Origin of the sequence: Sphingomonas sp., assembly GCF_019746015.1 — a bacterium.
Classification (GTDB): Bacteria; Pseudomonadota; Alphaproteobacteria; order Sphingomonadales; family Sphingomonadaceae; genus Sphingomonas.
This window is the reverse complement of the sequence record NZ_JAIESM010000008.1, coordinates 26,142-42,298: the sequence shown is the minus strand read 5'-3', so window position 1 is coordinate 42,298 and position 16,157 is coordinate 26,142. Positions and strand designations below refer to the sequence as shown.

Below are 16,157 nucleotides of genomic sequence, written 5' to 3'. Positions count from 1 at the left end.
GCATCAGCTGTTGCCGCGCGCGCCGGCGCCGGCATCGCTGTCCAGCTCGACATTGAGATCGAACGCGACCTGGTGGAACAGGTCGATCCGGTTGACCTCTTCGGACACCAGATCGGCCTTGAGCCGGCCCTGCTGCCGCAGCAGATGCTGCAGCCCGAGGCTGAGGCCTAGCGTCGACATGCCCATGAACACTGCGCTGACCGCCAGCATGACATTGGTGGTCAGCCAGCCGGGCGCGAGATGGTGAACCAGAACCAGCGCGCCGGCGATATAGGCCGCATAGGCCAAGCCGACCAGCGTCAGCACCGCCGACGACAACGCCACCACCGACAGGATCGTGGGCGTCAGATACACCAGCAACGTCTGCAGCAGCTGCGCACGGCGCGGAATGTCGAGAAATGCGGTGCGCGTTGTCACATTGCGGTCGGTGCGGAAATGCGCGAGCGGCAGGCGCGGGTCGCGCGGCGGAAAGCGCAGCGCCAGCCGGGGTTCGTCATGCGCCAGCACCAGGTTGAGCAGCGTGCGCGGCATGGCGCTGGTCTGGAAGTCGCTCGGATCGACCTTGAATCCCGCCAGCCGCCCCAGCGCGATGAACGGCCAGGCCAGCATGTCTTTCACCGGCCGGCGCACTGCGCGGTTGGCCAGCGTGATCGCGCCCGCCTGCTCGGTCTGATCGAGAAGCGCGAGCACGTCCATATGGGCGATCTCGTCGATATTGCCGATCAGCACGATGTCGCCGATCGCCTCTTCGGCGGCGATCACCCGCCGCTGATAATATTCGGTGCCGCGCCGCACGACGAACAGGCGCAGGTTGGGCACCTGCCCGACCAGATCAAGGAACGCCGGGCGCTGGGTGTCGTCAACCACCAGGATGATTTCGCGGAACCGGTAGGCCTGATCGAGCGTCGTGGCGAGATCGCGCACCGTCTGGAAGGTGCGGTCGTCGCTTGGCAGATCGGAAAAGCAGGCGGAGACGACAACATCCTCGCGCGGCTTTCTGAACTGGCTGGCATCGGGCTCACGCATGGATCGCCCCCGTCCGCGCCGCCGCATCTGCCAGCCGCCCGGCCGCACGCGCGACATCGGCAAGCCCATGGCCCGTGCGCTTCATCTCGATCGAGACCGCCTTTCCATAACCCAGCGCGCGCAGCCCCTGCAGCACCGGCACCAGCGCTTCGGCATCAGCCGGCGCGGGGGCCAGATCAGGCTCGCTGACATGAACATGGTTCAGCCGCGGCGCGATCTGCGGCAGCCGGGCCGGCACCGTGTCGAAACTGCCGTTCATGTGCATCGCGCCAAGGTCAAGGATCAGCGCGATGGCCGGATGATCGACCCGCTCGACAAATGCCTCTGCCTCGTCGAGCGTGTTCAGGAAATTGGTGCCATAGGCGGCCGGATTGGCTTCGATGGTGATCCGCGTCCCGGCGCTCGCTGCCCTGTCGCCCAGCCGGCGGAACAGCTCGGCGGCCTGGACCAGCGCGTCGCCCATGGCCATGCCGGCGGGCACGCGGCGCTGGGCGGGCGAGCCGAACACCAGATTGCGAATGCCGAACCGCCCGGCGAGTGCGATCGCCCGGCCCATGCCATGCTCGAGCGCCGCGCACGCGGCCGCACCGTCGAACAGGCCTGCGCCCGCGACACCGAACAGCAGCGATTGCATCGAGACCAGCGACAGCCCGGCACTTTCCGCCTCGCGCATCGCGTCGCGCGCGACTGCTGCATCGGGCACGAACGGATCGGCGGCGGCGTGGAAGAACAACCCCGGGGCGATTTCCAGCCCGGTGATCCCGGCATCGGCCAGGATCGCATAGGCCTCGATCCGTTCATCGACCGACCAGGCGATATTGGACATGGCCAGCCTCATGCCATCGCGCTTTCGTCGGCATGGAAGGCGGCCAGGCGATCAAGCGTCGCGGCGGCACCATATTGGTAAGGCTCGGTCGCGCCCCAAAGAGCGGCGTGGCGCGTGCGCATGTCCTCGCGGTGCAGGCGTGCGGCGGTGGCCGGCATGGCGCGCCCGGTCAGCCGCTGGTGGATCGCCCCGGCCGAAAGCGGCGCCGCCACCAGATGGATGCACGACAGCCCGGCATCCAGCGCAATGCCGATGTCGCGCCACAGCCGGTCGATGGCATAATATTGATAGGTCGTGTCCGGGTGGTGGAACTGCGTCGCCGAGGCACCCAGTTCCGTGACCGCAGCGTCAAGCGCGCGGCGCCGCCGGTCGGCGTTGAGCGCCGCGCGGTCCAGCCTGAACAGGCCGGTTGCCGCATCATGGGCATAAAGCGCCGTCACCAGCGCGGCGAGCGGCTGATCGAGCTGGTCGACAAGCCAGTCGCGCTTCTCCGCCGTCAGCATCGACGGCACCGGATTGATCAGGTCGAACACGAAGTTCTTGCGCAGCCCGTGCCCGAACAGCGCCGGCAGCCGCACGATCAGGCTGTGCGGAAAATGGCGCTCGACAAACGCTTCGAGCGCGCGACGGTGGCGGCCATAGGCCAGTTCGTGCTGGAAGGCGCTTGTCGATTCGTCGTCGCCGCCGGCGAAATCGGCGAGCACGGCGATTGACGAAATCAGCACGAACCGATCGGCACGGATCGTCGACAGACGCTCGATCAGGCGATCGATCTGCGCGCGGTCGCGCTCGGGGGACCGGTTGGCCTCGATCATCGATCCGGGCGCCGCCGCGCAGACAACGGTTGCAAAGCGGCGGCCGTCTATGCCCGCAATCGTTGCGCTGTTGTAGCACGCGGCAAAGGCGGCCTGGCGCAGCAAGGCCCCGCCGACAAAGCCGGTATGGCCGATCAGGCAGTCGCTGTTTCCGGTGGCTTCAGAACCGTTCATCTCGGGTCGCCCAGCGCCGCATCCTTGGAAGTGAGACCATGCGCCTCGGGCAGCAGCTGACGCCCAGCCCCAATGCGCATGGGTTGGGCGTACATAACATTGATATAGATAAGGTTACCGCTCACGCCGCCGGCGGCCGCACGCCGCGCCGACGCCATGCACCACGCCCCCCTTGTCGCGTTCGCACAGCGGGGGCATGGTCGCGCGGCCTTTGGGGGACAAGTCGATGCACGCCGTTCTGCCTGCCTGTGCTGCCATGCTCGCCTTATTGCCCGCCATCGGGCCCGCGCAGGCCGCATCGAAGCCCGCTTATGTGCCCGATCAGGGGGAGGCGCTGGCAGCCCCGGCGCCCGCCATCCTGCCGCTGCGCCAGCAGGCCAAGCTGCGCAATGGCTGGCTGGCCGACCGGCTCGACACGCTGGTGCCGGCACTGATGCGCGAGCAGGGCGTCGATATGTGGATTCTGGTCGCACGCGAATATCTGGAAGATCCGGTCGTCGCGACGATGCTCGATGCGGAGAGCTTCCACGCCCGGCGGCGGACGATCCTGGTGTTTTTCGATCCCGGCGGCGGCCGCCCGGTGGAACGGCTGACGGTCAGCCGCTATGGGCTCGGCGGGCTGTTCGCACCCGCCTGGAAGCCGGAGGAGGAGCCCGACCAGTGGCGCCGGCTGGGCCAGATCGTCGCCGAACGCGCGCCGAAGCGGATTGCCGTCAACATCTCCGCCGACAGCGCCTTTGCCGACGGGCTGACCAAGAGCCAGCATGACGCCTTGGTCACCGCCCTGCCCGAGGGGTATCGGGGGCGGCTGGTGCCGGCGGGCGATCTGGCGATCGGCTGGCTGGAAACGCGCACCCCGGCCGAAATGGCGCTCTATCCCGGCATCGTGCGCATCGCCCATGCGATCATTGCCGAGGCGTTTTCGGCGCGCGTCATCACGCCCGGCAAGACCACCGCCGACGATGTGGTGTGGTGGATGCGCGAGCGGATTGCCGCGCTGAAGCTCGCCACCTGGTTCCAGCCCTCGGTCCATGTCTTCCGCAAGGGCAAGAACGATGTGAGCGGCGACATCGTGATCCAGCCCGGCGACATGCTGTGGACCGATTTCGGCATCGTCTATCTGGGCTTTTCAACCGATACCCAGCATCTGGGCTATGTGCTGCGCCCCGGCGAGCGCGATGCCCCGGCCGGGCTGAAGGCGGGGCTCGCCAATGCCAACCGCGTGCAGGATGCGCTGACCGCCGCCTTTCAGACCGGGCGGACCGGCAACGACATGCTGGTCGCCGCGCGCGCCACCGCCACCGCGCAGGGGCTGAACCCGACCATCTATTCGCACCCGCTGGGCTATCACGGCCATGCCGCCGGCGCCGCGATCGGCTTTTGGGACGATCAGACGCCGGGGCCGCGCGGCGACCACCGGCTGCGCCCGAACACCGCCTGGTCGATCGAACTGTCGCAGACGCAGGCCGTGCCCGAATGGGGCGGGCAGATGGTGCAGTTCCGCACCGAGGAGGACGGCATTTTCGATGGCGAAAAGCTGCGCTTCCTGGACGGGCGGCAGACCCGCTTTCATCTGATCGGCGGAGCCGCGCGACCCTTGCGCACGGGGCCCCGCCCGCCCATTTCTGCGCGGCATTGATATGGGAGACGCGCAATGGACCGACTGGTGCTGACCGAAGCCGAATGGCGGGCGCGGCTGACCCCTGAACAATATCATGTGCTGCGCGAGGCCGGCACCGAGCGCGCCTTTGCCGGGCGCTATGACGGGCACAAGGCCGATGGCGTCTATCGCTGCGCCGGCTGCGGGCTGGACCTGTTCGACAGCGCCGACAAATTTGATTCGGGGTCGGGCTGGCCCAGCTTCACCCAGCCGGTGGCGGCGGACCGCGTGAGCGACCATGCCGACACCAGCTATGGCATGCGGCGGGTGGAAAATCGCTGCGCGCGGTGCGAGGGGCATCTGGGCCATGTCTTCCCCGACGGCCCGCCGCCCACAGGCCTGCGCTATTGCATCAATTCGCTGTCGCTCGACTTTCAGCCGCGCCAGGCGTGACGCGGCGCTTGTGAGCGGCACCGATCGGCGGTATTCGCGCAAAGGCTGATGTCCCGTTCTTCCGCCCCCCGCTGGCGCCGCTGGTTCGTGCTGGCGCTGCAATTGTCGATCGGTCTGGGCGTGCTGGCGGCCGGCGTGCTGGCGATTGCCGTCTATGTGGCGATGCAGCAGCTGCCCGGGTTCGACGAGCTGAAATCCTCGCCCAACGGCCAGATGATCCGCGTCCACGCCGCCGATGGCACGGTCATCGTGTCGCTGGGGCCAAGCTATGGCGACTGGCTGCCCTATGCCAAGATTCCCGCCGTGATGCGCGACGCGATGGTGGCCGTGGAGGATCGCCGCTTCCGCAGCCACCCCGGCGTCGATCCGATCGGCATGGTGCGTTCGGTGCAGGTGCGGCTGGAACGCGGGCGCTGGCTGCAGGGCGGCTCCACCATCACCCAGCAGCTGGCGCGCAATCTGTTCCTGTCATCGACCAAGGCGTTCGACCGCAAGGTGCGCGAGGCGGTGCTGGCGCTGGCGCTGGAACGCAAGTTCAGCAAGGACGAGATCCTCGAGCTCTACCTGAACAAGGTCTATTTCGGCGGCGGCGCCTATGGCATTGATGCCGCCGCGCGCAAATTCTTCGGCCATGGCGCCGAGCGGCTGAGCCTGACCGAGGCGGCGGTGATTGCCGGTCTGGTGAAGGCGCCGTCGCATTATTCGCCGACCGCCGATATCGAGGCCGCCAAGGGCCGTGCGCGGGTCGTCGTGGGGCTGATGCGCGAGGCGGGCGTCATCCGCCCGGGTGACGAGGCGGCGATCGACCAGATCGCCTTCGTGCCCGAGCCCAAGCAGAACAGCGTGCGCTATTTCACCGACTGGGCGCTGCCCCAGCTGGAAGTGCTGATCGACGAGAATCAGCGCCCGCTCGACGTGTGGACCACGCTGGACCTGGGCGCGCAGCGCGCCGCCGATGCCGCGATCCGCGCCAATGCGCCCGCCGGCGCGCAAGGGGCGCTGGTATCGCTCGACCGCGACGGCGCGGTGCGCGCGATGGTGGGCGGCAAGGATTATGTCGCCTCGATCTACAACCGCGCGACGCAGGCGGTGCGCCAGCCGGGCTCGTCGTTCAAGCTGTTCGTCTATCTTGCCGCGCTGGAAGCCGGGCACAAGCCGGAGGACGAGCTGGTCGACGAACCGGTGACGATCAACGGCTGGAGCCCGCGCAACAGCTCGCGCCGCAACATCGGCCCGGTCAGCCTGCGCAACGCCTTTGCCTATTCAATCAACACGGTGGCCGCCAAGCTGGGCCAGGAAGTGGGCTTTGGCACGGTGGCCGACATGGCGCGCCGCTTCGGCATCACCACCCCCATCAACACCAACCCGTCGATGGTGCTGGGCACGTCGGACGCGCGGCTGATCGAAATGACGCGCGCCTTTGCCTCGGTCGCCAATAACGGCGTCGCGGTTACCCCCTATGGCATCACCAAGGTGACCGCGAACGGGGTGACCATCTATGCGCATGAGGTCGATCGCAACCATGTGCTGGTCGCGCCCTTTGTCGCCGCGCAGATGACCGATCTGCTGCAGACCGCCGTCAACACCGGCACCGCGCGCGCCGCGCAGATCGGCCGGCCGGTGGCGGGCAAGACCGGCACGACCAGCTCGAACAAGGATGGCTGGTTCCTGGGCTTTTCGAGCGGGCTGACGACGGGCGTGTGGATGGGGCGCGACGATGCCCGGCCGATCCCCGGGCTGCAGGGCGGCACCGCGCCGGCACGGGCCTTTGCCGCCTTCATGAAGGCAGCGGTCGCCCGGCGGCCGGTGGAGAATTTCCAGAACGACGTGACCCTGCCCGATGCGAGCATGGGCCTGGGCGAGGACGAGTATTTCGGCGGACCCGACAACGGCCTGTTCGTGGGGCCGGACGGGATGCCGACCGACCAGCGCCCCGCCGACGAGGGCACCGCACCACCCGAAGACGCGCCGGGGCGGAACCCCGAACAGCTTGACCAGGCATGGATGGACCGGGTGCTCGACCGGCAGGCCCCGCCCCGCCAGACGCCGCCACCGTCAGAAAATCGCGCGCCGCCGCCGCGCGCCGACCGCCCTCAGGACTCGCGCCCGAACCAGTGAAGCCCGGCGCCCTCGCGCCGCAGCCAAGCGCGCGACCGGTCGGCATCCGCCCCCACCAGCTCTGCCACCAGCGCGTGGAAATCGGGGCCGTGGTGCATGTGGACGCGGTGGGCCACTTCATGCGCCACCGTCGCGCGGCGCACCCAGCCCGGCGCCAGAATCAGCCGCCAGCTGTAGCGGATGACGCCGGTGGAGGTGCAGCTGCCCCAGCGCCCGCGCGGATCGCCCACCGCGACGCCGGCAATGCTGACGCCAAGCCGCCGGGCAAAGTCGCCGGTCTCCGCGCTCAGCCGGTCGAGCGCCTGTGCGCGCAGCCAGCGGGCGACCCGCCCCGGCAGGCGTTCGGCCGGGCCGCCGCAGCGCAGCTCGCCCGCCACCGCTTCCACGCGCCGCGGCCAGTCCGCCTGCCAGGCAATCACCAGCCGCACGTCATCGACCATCAGCACCGCGCCGGGCTCGAATGGCCGGGGGCTGGGCAGGCGCGCGCGCTGTGCCGCGATCCACTCCTGCTGCCCGGCCGCCCAGGCAAGCGCGGGCGCGAGGGCGGCGCGATGCGGCAGCGTCAGCCGCACCGCGCCGCTTGTCGGGTCGACCGTCAGCCGCCAGCGCCGCGCATTGGCCCGGCGGACAATGTCGAGCCCCGCCGGTGGCGCGGTCATAACGGGCGGTCGATCAGATGCTGCTCCAGATCGCCGGCGTCGAGTTCCGAAATCGTCCAGCCGCGCACCGACATGCCGGCGCGGTGCACCGCTTCGGGATCGCCGCAGACCAGATGGTGCCAGTCGGGCAGCGGCTCCCCCGCCGCGCGCAGCTTGTAGGCGCAGGTGGCGGGCAGCCAGTCGATGCCGGCAAGCTTGGCCGGCGTCAGGCGCAGGCAATCGGGCACATAGGCATGGCGGTGGCGATAATCGGAACAGCGCGCGGTCCGCCGGTCGAGCAGCTTGCAGGCGACATTGGTGGGGAACAGCTCGCCGGTTTCCTCATCCTCCAGCTTGTGGATGCAGCATTTGCCGCAGCCGTCGCACAGCGCCTCCCACTGCGCGCGGTCGAGCTTGTCGATCGGTGTCGTCTCCCAGAAGCGGCCGGTCATCGCGCCCAGCGTTCGATATCGTCGGCAATGGCTGTTGGCGGCCCGTCCTGCGGCAGGATGGCAAGCGGCTTGCCATCGGGGCCGAACAGATAGGCGGCGCGGCCATGATCGACCAGATAGCTGCCATCGGCGCGCGGCGGCAGCGCCTGGTGCGGCACCGCGAAACGCCTGGCGACCGCGTCGATCTCCGCCTGGCTGCCGGTCAGCGCGACGAGGCGGGGGTGGAAATTGGCGGCGAACTCCTTCAGCCGGGCGGGCGTGTCGCGCGCCGGATCGACGCTGACGAAGATCGGTACCACCCGGGCGCCAAGCGCGGGATTGCGTGCCTCCAGCGCCTTCAGCCCCGCGCTCAGCCGCATCACGTCAACCGGGCAGACATCGGGGCAGAAGGTATAGCCGAAATAGAAGATGCGGTATTTGCCGGCAAAGTCGCGGTCGCTGACGCGCTTGCCATGCTGGTCGGTCAGCGTGAACGGCCCGCCAATGGCGGCGCCGGCCAGCGGCGGCTGCGCGGCGGGCCCTGGCGAACAGCTGGCGATGAACGCGGCAGCGAGCACCGGCAAAACGCGAAACAGCGGTTTCATCCCCCCGCCATGATCTGTTATCGGCTGGCGCACAAGCCCCGGTTCAGGGCGGTTTGAACGAAGGAAGACAGTGATGTGGACGCGTTGGAAATTGTTTCTGGCCGCGTTGGCGGTGGCAGCGCCTGCTGCGGCCCAGCTCGGCCAGTCCGACGGTTACAAGTTCCTGCAGGCGGTGCGCGACGCCAAGGGCGAGGAAGCGACCGAGCTGCTCAACGCTCCGGGCACGACGGTGGTCAACCACCGCGATTTCAACACCGGCGAAACGGGCCTGCACATCACCGCCAAGCGCGGCGACCAGCTCTGGACGCGCTTCCTGCTGCAAAAGGGCGCCAATCCCAATGCGCGCGACGGGCGCGGCAACACGCCGCTGCTGGTGGCGGTGAATGGCGGACATGACGAGCTGATCGCGATTTTCGTGGCGGCCAAGGCCAATGTGAACCTGGCCAATCAGGCTGGCGAGACACCGCTGATCATTGCGGTGCAGCGGCGCAGCATGGCGATGATCGAGGAACTGGTGAAGGCCGGCGCCAACCCTGACCAGCCGGACAATGTCGCCGGGCTGTCGGCCCGCGCCTATGCCAAGGCGGATACGCGCATGCCGGCGCTGGGCAAGTATTTCGACACGCTGCCCCGGCGCGACCGCCGCGCCGTCTCCGGCCCCACGCCTTAGGGCTGGTTTGAGCTTTCGCTGAAACGGGTGCGGGCTGGAACCGCCTGATCGAACCCTAAACCAATACCCCCGCCTCGGGATCGGTCAGCAGCGTCAGCCGCCGGGCGGCGCGGCGGGCGAAATGCAGCAGCAGCCGCTTGCGCGTGGGGGCGGCAAGCGGGTGCGACGATGCCTCGCGCGCGATCATCGCGTCATAACGGTCGGCCAGGATGATGCCGGTGCGCTCCGGCAAAAAGGCCGCCCCCTCCAGCGGGCGGGTGTCGAACCCGGCGGGGAGCGCCCAGAAGAAACGGTCGCAATGCGGCAGATAATCCTGCCATTTGCCGTCGCCCAGCAGGTCGCTGCGCGCCACCTTGATCTCCACGATGGTGATGATGCCGCGCGCGTCCACCGCCATCAGGTCGGCACGCCGGCCCCCGTCCAGCGGCACCTCGGCCAGCGCGACGACGTCATGGCGCAGCAGCATCCGCGCCACCCCGCGCGCCACGTCAGCGGCAAGCGGGGCGGCGGGAGCCGAAGCGGAGTCGATGCCGGGCGCAATCATTGCCCCCGGCATTAGAACATAATCAGAACTTCGGGAAGATGGATCAGCGATAGAAGATGTGGTTGCCGATCGCCGCCACCCGGCGCTTGCCCCATTGCGGAGACACGCGCGCGGCGTGGAAATAAAGCGCATCCTCGACCGGATTTTCCCACGCATCGGCCATCGCCACCTGCGCGACCGCAATCGCGGTGCGATAGGCATGGTTGTCGGGGATCGACGGCATCGCGCCGCCGCGCACGAACGAGAATTGGCCGGGCTGCTTCACCACCGCGCAGATCGAGGTCGGGAAGCGGCCCGATTCGGTGCGGTTGAGGATGACATGCGCCACCGCCAGCTGGCCGGCGAGCGGTTCGCCCTTCGATTCGAAATAGACGGCACCGGCCAGACAGCGCAGATCGTCGTCCACCGCATCGGGCACGCCCTGCGCGGCGACAGCAGCCGCCAGCGTGGCATGGTCGGCCTGAGCGACCAGTTCGTTATCGTCGAGATCTTCGGCCTTGGGATCGGGCAGCAGCGGCTGCGCCTGGGGTGCCTTATCGAGCACGGGGGTGGGCAGCGCCACCGGCTTGTCCGGCCCCGACGCCAGACCGGGCGTGCTGGAGGCCGCAAAAATCAGGGTACAAAAAAGCGCCGACACAGCGGCAACACGAAAACCGGGCATTTGACATTCTGACTGTGCAGGAAGCGCGCGGTGGATCGAAAAGGGCGGTTATCGCCTGTCGATTCCGGGCTACTCCCCGTCTGCGTTACCGAAGGTGATCGCACCACATCGGCCCACGCCTTTAAAACCGCCGCCCCGATGCGCCCGTCCGGTTAACGGGTCAATAAAGCAGCATCGTTTCAGCGGCGAACCGTTCGGCTTGCGCGATATCCAGTTCAATAACCCACAAATCGGGGTCGCGCACACGGCGCCGCTGCCAGTATTCGGCGATCGACTGCAGATCGCCATCGTCTGGCCCGGTGGCGGCCAGCCGGGCCTGCCCGTCAAGCCCCGGCGCGCGTTCCAGGCAGCGCGGACCGGCGCCGCGTTCGCTCGTGATGATCAGCACCGCGCCGGCATCGGCATCGCCGCGCGCCAGCACCGTGCCCAGCCCGCCGGCATCATTCACCCGCCGCAGCAGCGCCGACACGACCAGATGCGTCGGCAGCCGGCCGCTCATGCCGGGCGATAGCCGGCCAGCGTGGACAGCGGCAGGCGCGAGCGCATGAAGGTGCCGGTGCCGCGCGCCACTTCCTCCCCGCTGGCGTCGATCAGCCGCGCATCGGCGATCAGCACGCGGCGCTGCCCGCTCACCCAGCGGCCCTCGGCCGTCGCCCAGCCCTCGCCTAGCGGCCGGGTGAACAGCAGGTTGAACTGCGTCGTCAGCAGGAACCGGTCGGTGACCAGCGTGTTGGCGGCATAGAAAGCGGCATCGTCCAGCATCTTGAAATAGCTGGTGCCGTGCACCGCGCCGCCGGCATGGAAATGGCGCCGGTCCAGCCGGAAGCGGATGCGCGCTTCGCCAGCACCCGTGATTTCGAGCTGCGACTCGAACAGCGCGTTGATCGGGGCGGCGGCATAAAGCGATTCGAGCGCACGGTAATGGGCCAGCGCGCCGGAAGGAGCCGCGCCGCCCTCAGGCGGCATCGCGCGCCTCTTCCGCCGTCCACAGCGCATAAAGCGCATCGGGCGAGCCGGCGCCGCGCAGCTTGGCCACGAAGCCGGCATCGCGCAGCCGGCGCGAGACGCTGGCCAGCGCGCGCAGATGCTCCGCCCCGCCCAAAGGCGGTGACAGCATCACGAACACCAGATCGACCGGCAGCTCGTCAATCGCCTGAAAATCGATGGGTTCGGCCAGCCGCGCGAACAGCCCGACCGGTCGGGCCAGCCCCTCCAGCTTGCCGTGCGGAATGGCAATCGCCCCGCCAAAGCCGGTGGAGCCCAGCTTTTCGCGCGCGAACAGGGCGGTGGCCGCCGCCTTCGCGTCCAGCCCATGCGCCTGGGCCAGCGCGCCGGCGAGCTGGTTGAGCAGCGCCTTCTTGCCCGATGCCGTCACCCCCTCCAGCACGGTGTCCCCGCGCAGCAACGCACTGAAGTCGGTCATCATGCACCTACAAGCCCTGAAAACTCGGGAGCCGTCCCATAGCGCTGAATGGACGATGGCGAAAGCGCTCAACCGGCGCGGTTCGGCTCCACCCAGCCGATGGTTCCGTCACCCCGGCGATAGACCATGTTGTAGATGCCGGTGCCGGTGTTGCGGAACAGCAGCGCGTTGGTGTTGCGCAGGTCGAGCATCATCACCGCGTCGGACACGGTGGCGTCGGGCACATCGACCCGGGTTTCGGCGATGACGGGGGGAAAATCGTCATGCACTTCCTCCGCCTCGGGCTCGACGAACACGGTATAGCCGGCATCGTCCACGCTGGCCTGGGGCCCGGCGCTGTTGCGGTCCTTCAGCCGCCGGCTGTAGCGGCGCAGCTGCTTTTCGATCTTGTCGGCAGCGCCATCGACCGCGACATGCGCATCCGCCGCGCGGCCGCTTCCTTTCAGCACCACGCCCTGCATCACGTGGAAGACGATGTCGCAGGTAAAGCCCACATCGTGCGGCCCCCGGCCCATCGTGACCTGGGAAGACAGGGCGCGCGGGAACAGCTTTTCGGTCATCACGCTCAGCCGCTCGCTCACATGCTGGCGCAGCGCGTCGCCGGTATCGACCTGATGTCCGGAGAGCCGAATGTCCATCCCATCCTCCTTGCATTGGCACGGGCGCCATCGGGCCACCCGTGCGGGAATTCAGCCGTCCGCCAGCCAGAGCGGCGCCTTGATCGTCTCCAGAAACGCGGCATGGGCGGCGCGCTCGGCGTCGCTCGGTGCGAAATGGCGGGGCGGCCGCGCCTGCCGGTGGGCAGCGGCGGCCGCCGGCACCGGCTCGGGCGCCACTGCCGCCTCGGCCAGGCCCAGCCCGATCTGGCGGCCGCCGGTCAGCTCGACATAGACCTGCGCCAGCAGCTCGGCATCGAGCAGCGCGCCGTGCAGCACGCGGTGGCTGCGGTCGATGCCATAGCGGGAGCATAACGCATCGAGCGTGTGCTTGGCGCCGGGGTGGCGCACGCGCGCCAGCTGGAGCGTGTCGACCATCCGGTCGGGGCCGAGCGGCGCCAGCCCCAGCCGGCGCAGCTCGCCATTCATGAAGCCGAAGTCGAACCCGGCATTGTGCGCGACCAACGGGCTGTCCCCCAGAAAGTCGAGCAGCGCCGCCACTTCGTCGGCAAACAGCGGCTTGTCGGCCAGAAAAGCATCGGACAGGCCGTGGACTGCCTGCGCCTCGGCCGGCATGGCGCGTTCCGGGTTGAAATAGCGGTGGAAGCGCGCGCCCGTCGGCACACGGTGGACCAGTTCGATCGCGCCGAACTCGACCAGCCTGTCCCCGGCCGAGAAACTGAGGCCGGTGGTTTCAGTGTCGAAAACGATCTCGCGCATTTGTCACATTATTGACCCTGTTCGGCCAACAGGCAAGCGATCAGCGCGCGCACGGCCGCCTGCGTCTCGGCCAGCGGCACATCGGTTGGGATGATATAATCCGCGCGCGCCCGCTTTTGCGCATCGGGCAGTTGCCGCGCCAGGATCGCTTCGAATTTTTCCGTGCTTTGCCCGGGTCTTGCCAGCACCCGCGCGCGCTGGGTGGCGGCGTCTGCCGAAACCACCACCACCTTGTCCACAGATTTTTCCCCACCCGTTTCGAACAGCAAGGGCACGTCGAACACGACCAGCGGCAGCGCCTGATGCCGCGCGAGGAACGCCGCGCGCTCGGCCGCGACGGCGGGGTGGACGATCGCTTCGAGTCGCTGCATCGCGGCAGAATCGTGGAACACGATTGCGCCGAGCCTTGCCCGGTCCACCCCGGTCGGGCCGGTGGTGCCCGGAAAGGCCGCCTCAATCGCCGGAAGCAGCGCGCCGCCCGGCCCCTGCAGCGCATGGACGGTGGCATCGGCATCGAACACCGGCACGCCTTCGTCGACGAACATTTTCGCAACCGTCGACTTGCCCATGCCGATCGATCCGGTGAGGCCGAGGATGATCACGCCGTCAGCACCGCGCGCAGCTCGTCATCGCGGTCGCGCGGCGGCGCAGCATCGAAGAACAGCTCAAAGGCAAGCGCGGCCTGGCCGATCAGCATTTCGAGGCCGTCCACCGTTTCCAGCCCGCGCGCATGGGCGGCGGCCAGCAGCGGCGTCTCCAGCGGGGCATAGACAATGTCATAGACCCAGGCATCCTCGGGCAGCGGCGCGAGGTCGAGCGCGAGCGGCGGCTGCCCCGCCATGCCGAGCGAACTGGCATTGACGAGCAGCGCCGCCGGTGGCAGCGGCGCGCCGAGCGGCAGCGCATCCCCCTTCAGCCCGAAGCCCGCCAGCAGCGCGGCCGCCTTCAGCGGATTGCGGTTGAGGCAGGTCACCCGGCCGACGCCAAGCCGCGACAGCGCGAACAGGATGGCGCGCGCCGCACCACCTGCGCCCACCACGACCACCGGCTTGCCGGCCAGATCGAGCCCGGCAATCGGCGCATAAAAGCCCGCGGCATCGGTGTTGGTGCCGATCAGCCCATCCTCGCCGCGCACCACCGTGTTCACCGCGCCGATCGAGGCGCGCACGCCGCCCGGATCGCCGACATGGTCGAGCACTGCCACCTTGTGCGGCAGCGTGACGTTGCACCCGCGCCAGGCGGTATCGCGCGCGCGGGCGGCGAAATAATCGCCCAGCCCCTCGGGCGGCACCTGCAGCGCGCGATACTCGGCATCGATGCCCAGCGCTTTCAGCCAGAAGCCATGGATGAGCGGCGATTTGGAATGGGCGATGGGATCGCCGATCACTTCGGCATAGCTCATGCGGCAATCACCCCGCGCGTGCGGCAATAATCGAGCACCGGCAGCAACGGCATGCCCAATATGGTGAAATGGTCGCCCGAAACGCGCGCGAACAGCTGCACGCCGGGCCCTTCGATGCGGAAGGCACCGGCGCATCCGGATATGGCGGGCCATTCGGCGTCCAGATAGGCATCGATAAACGCCGGCGACAGCGGCCGCACGGCAAGCTCGGCGGTGGCGACATGGCGCCACACCGGCACGCCCGCTTCGGCGATGACGGCAGCGCTGATCAGCTGCATCACCGTGCCCGACATGGCCGAGAGATGCTCGCCCGCCTGCGCGCGGCTTTCGGGCTTGTCGAGCAGCCGGCCATCGGCGAGCGCCGCAATCGAATCGCTGCCCAGCACCAGTGCGTCGGGGCGCAGCGCCGATCCTTTCAGCGCCTTCATCTCGGCGAGGCGATCAGCCAGATCGCGCGGTGCGATAGGGGCGAGCGCCGCCTTCACCGCTGCCTCATCCACCGGCGCGGCGATGGCCTCGAACGGCACGCCGGCGGCAGTCAGCATCGCCCGGCGCGAGGCGCTTTGCGAGGCGAGCACCAGCCTCACCCGCGCCGCTCCTGCACCAGGCCGATAACGGCGGCGGCCGTTTCCTCGATCGAGCGGCGCGTCACGTCGATCACCGGCCAGCCATTGTCGGCAAACATGCGCCGCGCATAGGCGACTTCGCGGCTGACCGCGTCCTGGTCGACATAGGCGGTCTCCGGCGCCTGGTTGAGCGACAACAGCCGGTTGCGCCGCACCTGGATCAACCGGTCGGCACTGGTCGTCAGCCCCACGACCAGCGGATGCTTCAATGAGAACAGCGCTGGCGGCGGCGGCACTTCCAGCACGATCGGGATGTTGGCGGTCTTATAGCCCCGATTGGCGAGATAGATCGAGGTCGGCGTTTTCGACGAGCGCGAGACGCCGGCCAGCACGATATCGGCCTCCTCCCAATCCTCATGCCCCACGCCATCGTCATGCGCCATGGTGTAGTGGATCGCTTCCACCCTTGCGAAATAGGCGGCGTCGAGCATGTGCTGGCGGCCCGGCCGCGCCTTTGCCGCCTGGCCGAGCAGGCCGGACAGGACATCGGTGACCGGATCGAGCGGCGCGACCGCAGCCAGCCCCAGCGCGCGGCACTGCGCCTCCAGAATCCGCCGCATGTCGGCGTTCACCAGCGTGAACAGGACCAGGCCCGGATTCTGCGCGATTTCCTGCAGGATGCGCTCCAGATGCGCTTCGCTGCGCACCATCGGCCAGAAATGGCGGATCGTCTCCACATCGTCATATTGGGCAAGCGCTGCCTTGGCGATGTTTTCGAGCGTTTCCCCGGTCGAATCCGAGAGCAGATGGAGGTGCAGGCGGATCATGG

21 protein-coding genes are annotated in these 16,157 nt (G+C 68.6%); 4 read left to right on the top strand and 17 right to left on the bottom strand.

Features of this window, described 5'->3' with window-relative positions; translation table 11 throughout:
• Window positions 1-3: 3 nt before the first annotated feature.
• From K2Y03_RS01475 to K2Y03_RS01465, 3 genes are read right to left on the bottom strand one after another with little or no spacing between them, the layout of a single operon-like run.
• Window positions 4-1,026, bottom strand: a complete 1,023-nt coding sequence (locus tag K2Y03_RS01475; protein WP_294087704.1) for a glycosyltransferase — start codon at window positions 1,024-1,026, stop codon at window positions 4-6.
• Window positions 1,019-1,864 (bottom strand): sugar phosphate isomerase/epimerase, encoded by an 846-nt coding sequence (locus tag K2Y03_RS01470; RefSeq protein ID WP_294087703.1) that lies wholly within the window; start codon window positions 1,862-1,864, stop codon window positions 1,019-1,021. Before K2Y03_RS01470 ends, K2Y03_RS01475 begins: the two co-directional genes overlap by 8 nt.
• A complete protein-coding gene (locus tag K2Y03_RS01465) occupies window positions 1,861-2,841 on the bottom strand; it encodes a hypothetical protein (RefSeq protein ID WP_294087702.1) in 981 nt (326 codons plus the stop codon). The genes K2Y03_RS01470 and K2Y03_RS01465 overlap by 4 nt, the downstream gene beginning before the upstream one ends.
• 226 nt (window positions 2,842-3,067) lie before the next feature.
• On the opposite strand from K2Y03_RS01465, the gene K2Y03_RS01460 reads away from it, so the two are divergent.
• The 3 genes from K2Y03_RS01460 to K2Y03_RS01450 are packed head-to-tail and all read left to right on the top strand — an operon-like array spanning window position 3,068 to window position 7,012.
• Entirely contained in the window at window positions 3,068-4,480 is a 1,413-nt protein-coding gene (locus K2Y03_RS01460; protein WP_294087701.1) for a M24 family metallopeptidase, read from the top strand.
• A 15-nt stretch (window positions 4,481-4,495) separates the two neighbouring features.
• The gene (gene msrB, locus K2Y03_RS01455) at window positions 4,496-4,894 is read left to right on the top strand and encodes a peptide-methionine (R)-S-oxide reductase MsrB (RefSeq protein WP_294087700.1); all 399 of its coding nucleotides are present in this window, start codon (window positions 4,496-4,498) and stop codon (window positions 4,892-4,894) included.
• Between the two features lie 48 nt (window positions 4,895-4,942).
• Window positions 4,943-7,012: a transglycosylase domain-containing protein gene (locus K2Y03_RS01450; protein ID WP_294087699.1), complete on the top strand. Its 2,070-nt coding sequence runs from the start codon at window positions 4,943-4,945 to the stop codon at window positions 7,010-7,012.
• On the opposite strand, the gene K2Y03_RS01445 is transcribed toward K2Y03_RS01450, so the two are convergent.
• From K2Y03_RS01445 to K2Y03_RS01435, 3 genes are read right to left on the bottom strand one after another with little or no spacing between them, the layout of a single operon-like run.
• Window positions 6,988-7,671 carry a YgjP-like metallopeptidase domain-containing protein gene (locus tag K2Y03_RS01445; RefSeq protein WP_294087698.1) on the bottom strand — a complete coding sequence of 228 codons (684 nt, stop codon included), beginning with the start codon at window positions 7,669-7,671 and terminating at the stop codon, window positions 6,988-6,990. The genes K2Y03_RS01450 and K2Y03_RS01445 overlap by 25 nt on opposite strands.
• Window positions 7,668-8,102, bottom strand: coding sequence for a YcgN family cysteine cluster protein (locus tag K2Y03_RS01440; protein WP_294087697.1), 435 nt, complete (start codon window positions 8,100-8,102; stop codon window positions 7,668-7,670). Before K2Y03_RS01440 ends, K2Y03_RS01445 begins: the two co-directional genes overlap by 4 nt.
• Window positions 8,099-8,686: an SCO family protein gene (locus K2Y03_RS01435; protein ID WP_294087696.1), complete on the bottom strand. Its 588-nt coding sequence runs from the start codon at window positions 8,684-8,686 to the stop codon at window positions 8,099-8,101. The genes K2Y03_RS01440 and K2Y03_RS01435 overlap by 4 nt, the downstream gene beginning before the upstream one ends.
• A 73-nt stretch (window positions 8,687-8,759) precedes the next feature.
• Between K2Y03_RS01435 and K2Y03_RS01430 the strand changes: the two genes are divergently transcribed.
• Window positions 8,760-9,356 carry an ankyrin repeat domain-containing protein gene (locus K2Y03_RS01430; protein WP_294087695.1) on the top strand — a complete coding sequence of 199 codons (597 nt, stop codon included), beginning with the start codon at window positions 8,760-8,762 and terminating at the stop codon, window positions 9,354-9,356.
• Between the two features lie 55 nt (window positions 9,357-9,411).
• On the opposite strand, the gene K2Y03_RS01425 is transcribed toward K2Y03_RS01430, so the two are convergent.
• From K2Y03_RS01425 to K2Y03_RS01375, 11 genes are all read right to left on the bottom strand, one after another.
• A complete protein-coding gene (locus K2Y03_RS01425) occupies window positions 9,412-9,900 on the bottom strand; it encodes an MmcB family DNA repair protein (protein ID WP_294087694.1) in 489 nt (162 codons plus the stop codon).
• A 43-nt stretch (window positions 9,901-9,943) separates the two neighbouring features.
• Window positions 9,944-10,561, bottom strand: coding sequence for a cell wall hydrolase (locus K2Y03_RS01420; protein ID WP_294087693.1), 618 nt, complete (start codon window positions 10,559-10,561; stop codon window positions 9,944-9,946).
• 160 nt (window positions 10,562-10,721) lie between these two features.
• Entirely contained in the window at window positions 10,722-11,060 is a 339-nt protein-coding gene (locus K2Y03_RS01415; protein ID WP_294087692.1) for a DUF1491 family protein, read from the bottom strand.
• Window positions 11,057-11,527 carry a PaaI family thioesterase gene (locus K2Y03_RS01410; protein WP_294087691.1) on the bottom strand — a complete coding sequence of 157 codons (471 nt, stop codon included), beginning with the start codon at window positions 11,525-11,527 and terminating at the stop codon, window positions 11,057-11,059. The genes K2Y03_RS01415 and K2Y03_RS01410 overlap by 4 nt, the downstream gene beginning before the upstream one ends.
• Entirely contained in the window at window positions 11,517-11,984 is a 468-nt protein-coding gene (locus tag K2Y03_RS01405) for a PTS sugar transporter subunit IIA (RefSeq protein ID WP_294087690.1), read from the bottom strand. Before K2Y03_RS01405 ends, K2Y03_RS01410 begins: the two co-directional genes overlap by 11 nt.
• 68 nt (window positions 11,985-12,052) lie before the next feature.
• Window positions 12,053-12,622 (bottom strand): ribosome-associated translation inhibitor RaiA, encoded by a 570-nt coding sequence (raiA, locus tag K2Y03_RS01400; RefSeq protein ID WP_294087688.1) that lies wholly within the window; start codon window positions 12,620-12,622, stop codon window positions 12,053-12,055.
• A gap of 51 nt (window positions 12,623-12,673) precedes the next feature.
• Entirely contained in the window at window positions 12,674-13,360 is a 687-nt protein-coding gene (gene dnaQ / locus K2Y03_RS01395; RefSeq protein ID WP_294087687.1) for a DNA polymerase III subunit epsilon, read from the bottom strand.
• Window positions 13,361-13,368: 8 nt separating this feature from the next.
• Window positions 13,369-13,962 carry a dephospho-CoA kinase gene (gene coaE, locus K2Y03_RS01390; RefSeq protein ID WP_294087686.1) on the bottom strand — a complete coding sequence of 198 codons (594 nt, stop codon included), beginning with the start codon at window positions 13,960-13,962 and terminating at the stop codon, window positions 13,369-13,371.
• Window positions 13,959-14,762, bottom strand: a complete 804-nt coding sequence (locus K2Y03_RS01385) for a shikimate dehydrogenase (protein WP_294087685.1) — start codon at window positions 14,760-14,762, stop codon at window positions 13,959-13,961. Before K2Y03_RS01385 ends, coaE begins: the two co-directional genes overlap by 4 nt.
• On the bottom strand, window positions 14,759-15,349 hold the full coding sequence (locus tag K2Y03_RS01380; protein ID WP_294087684.1) for a nucleoside triphosphate pyrophosphatase: 591 nt from the start codon (window positions 15,347-15,349) through the stop codon (window positions 14,759-14,761). The genes K2Y03_RS01385 and K2Y03_RS01380 overlap by 4 nt, the downstream gene beginning before the upstream one ends.
• Entirely contained in the window at window positions 15,346-16,155 is an 810-nt protein-coding gene (locus tag K2Y03_RS01375) for a pyruvate, water dikinase regulatory protein (protein ID WP_294087683.1), read from the bottom strand. The genes K2Y03_RS01380 and K2Y03_RS01375 overlap by 4 nt, the downstream gene beginning before the upstream one ends.
• Window positions 16,156-16,157: the final 2 nt, after the last annotated feature.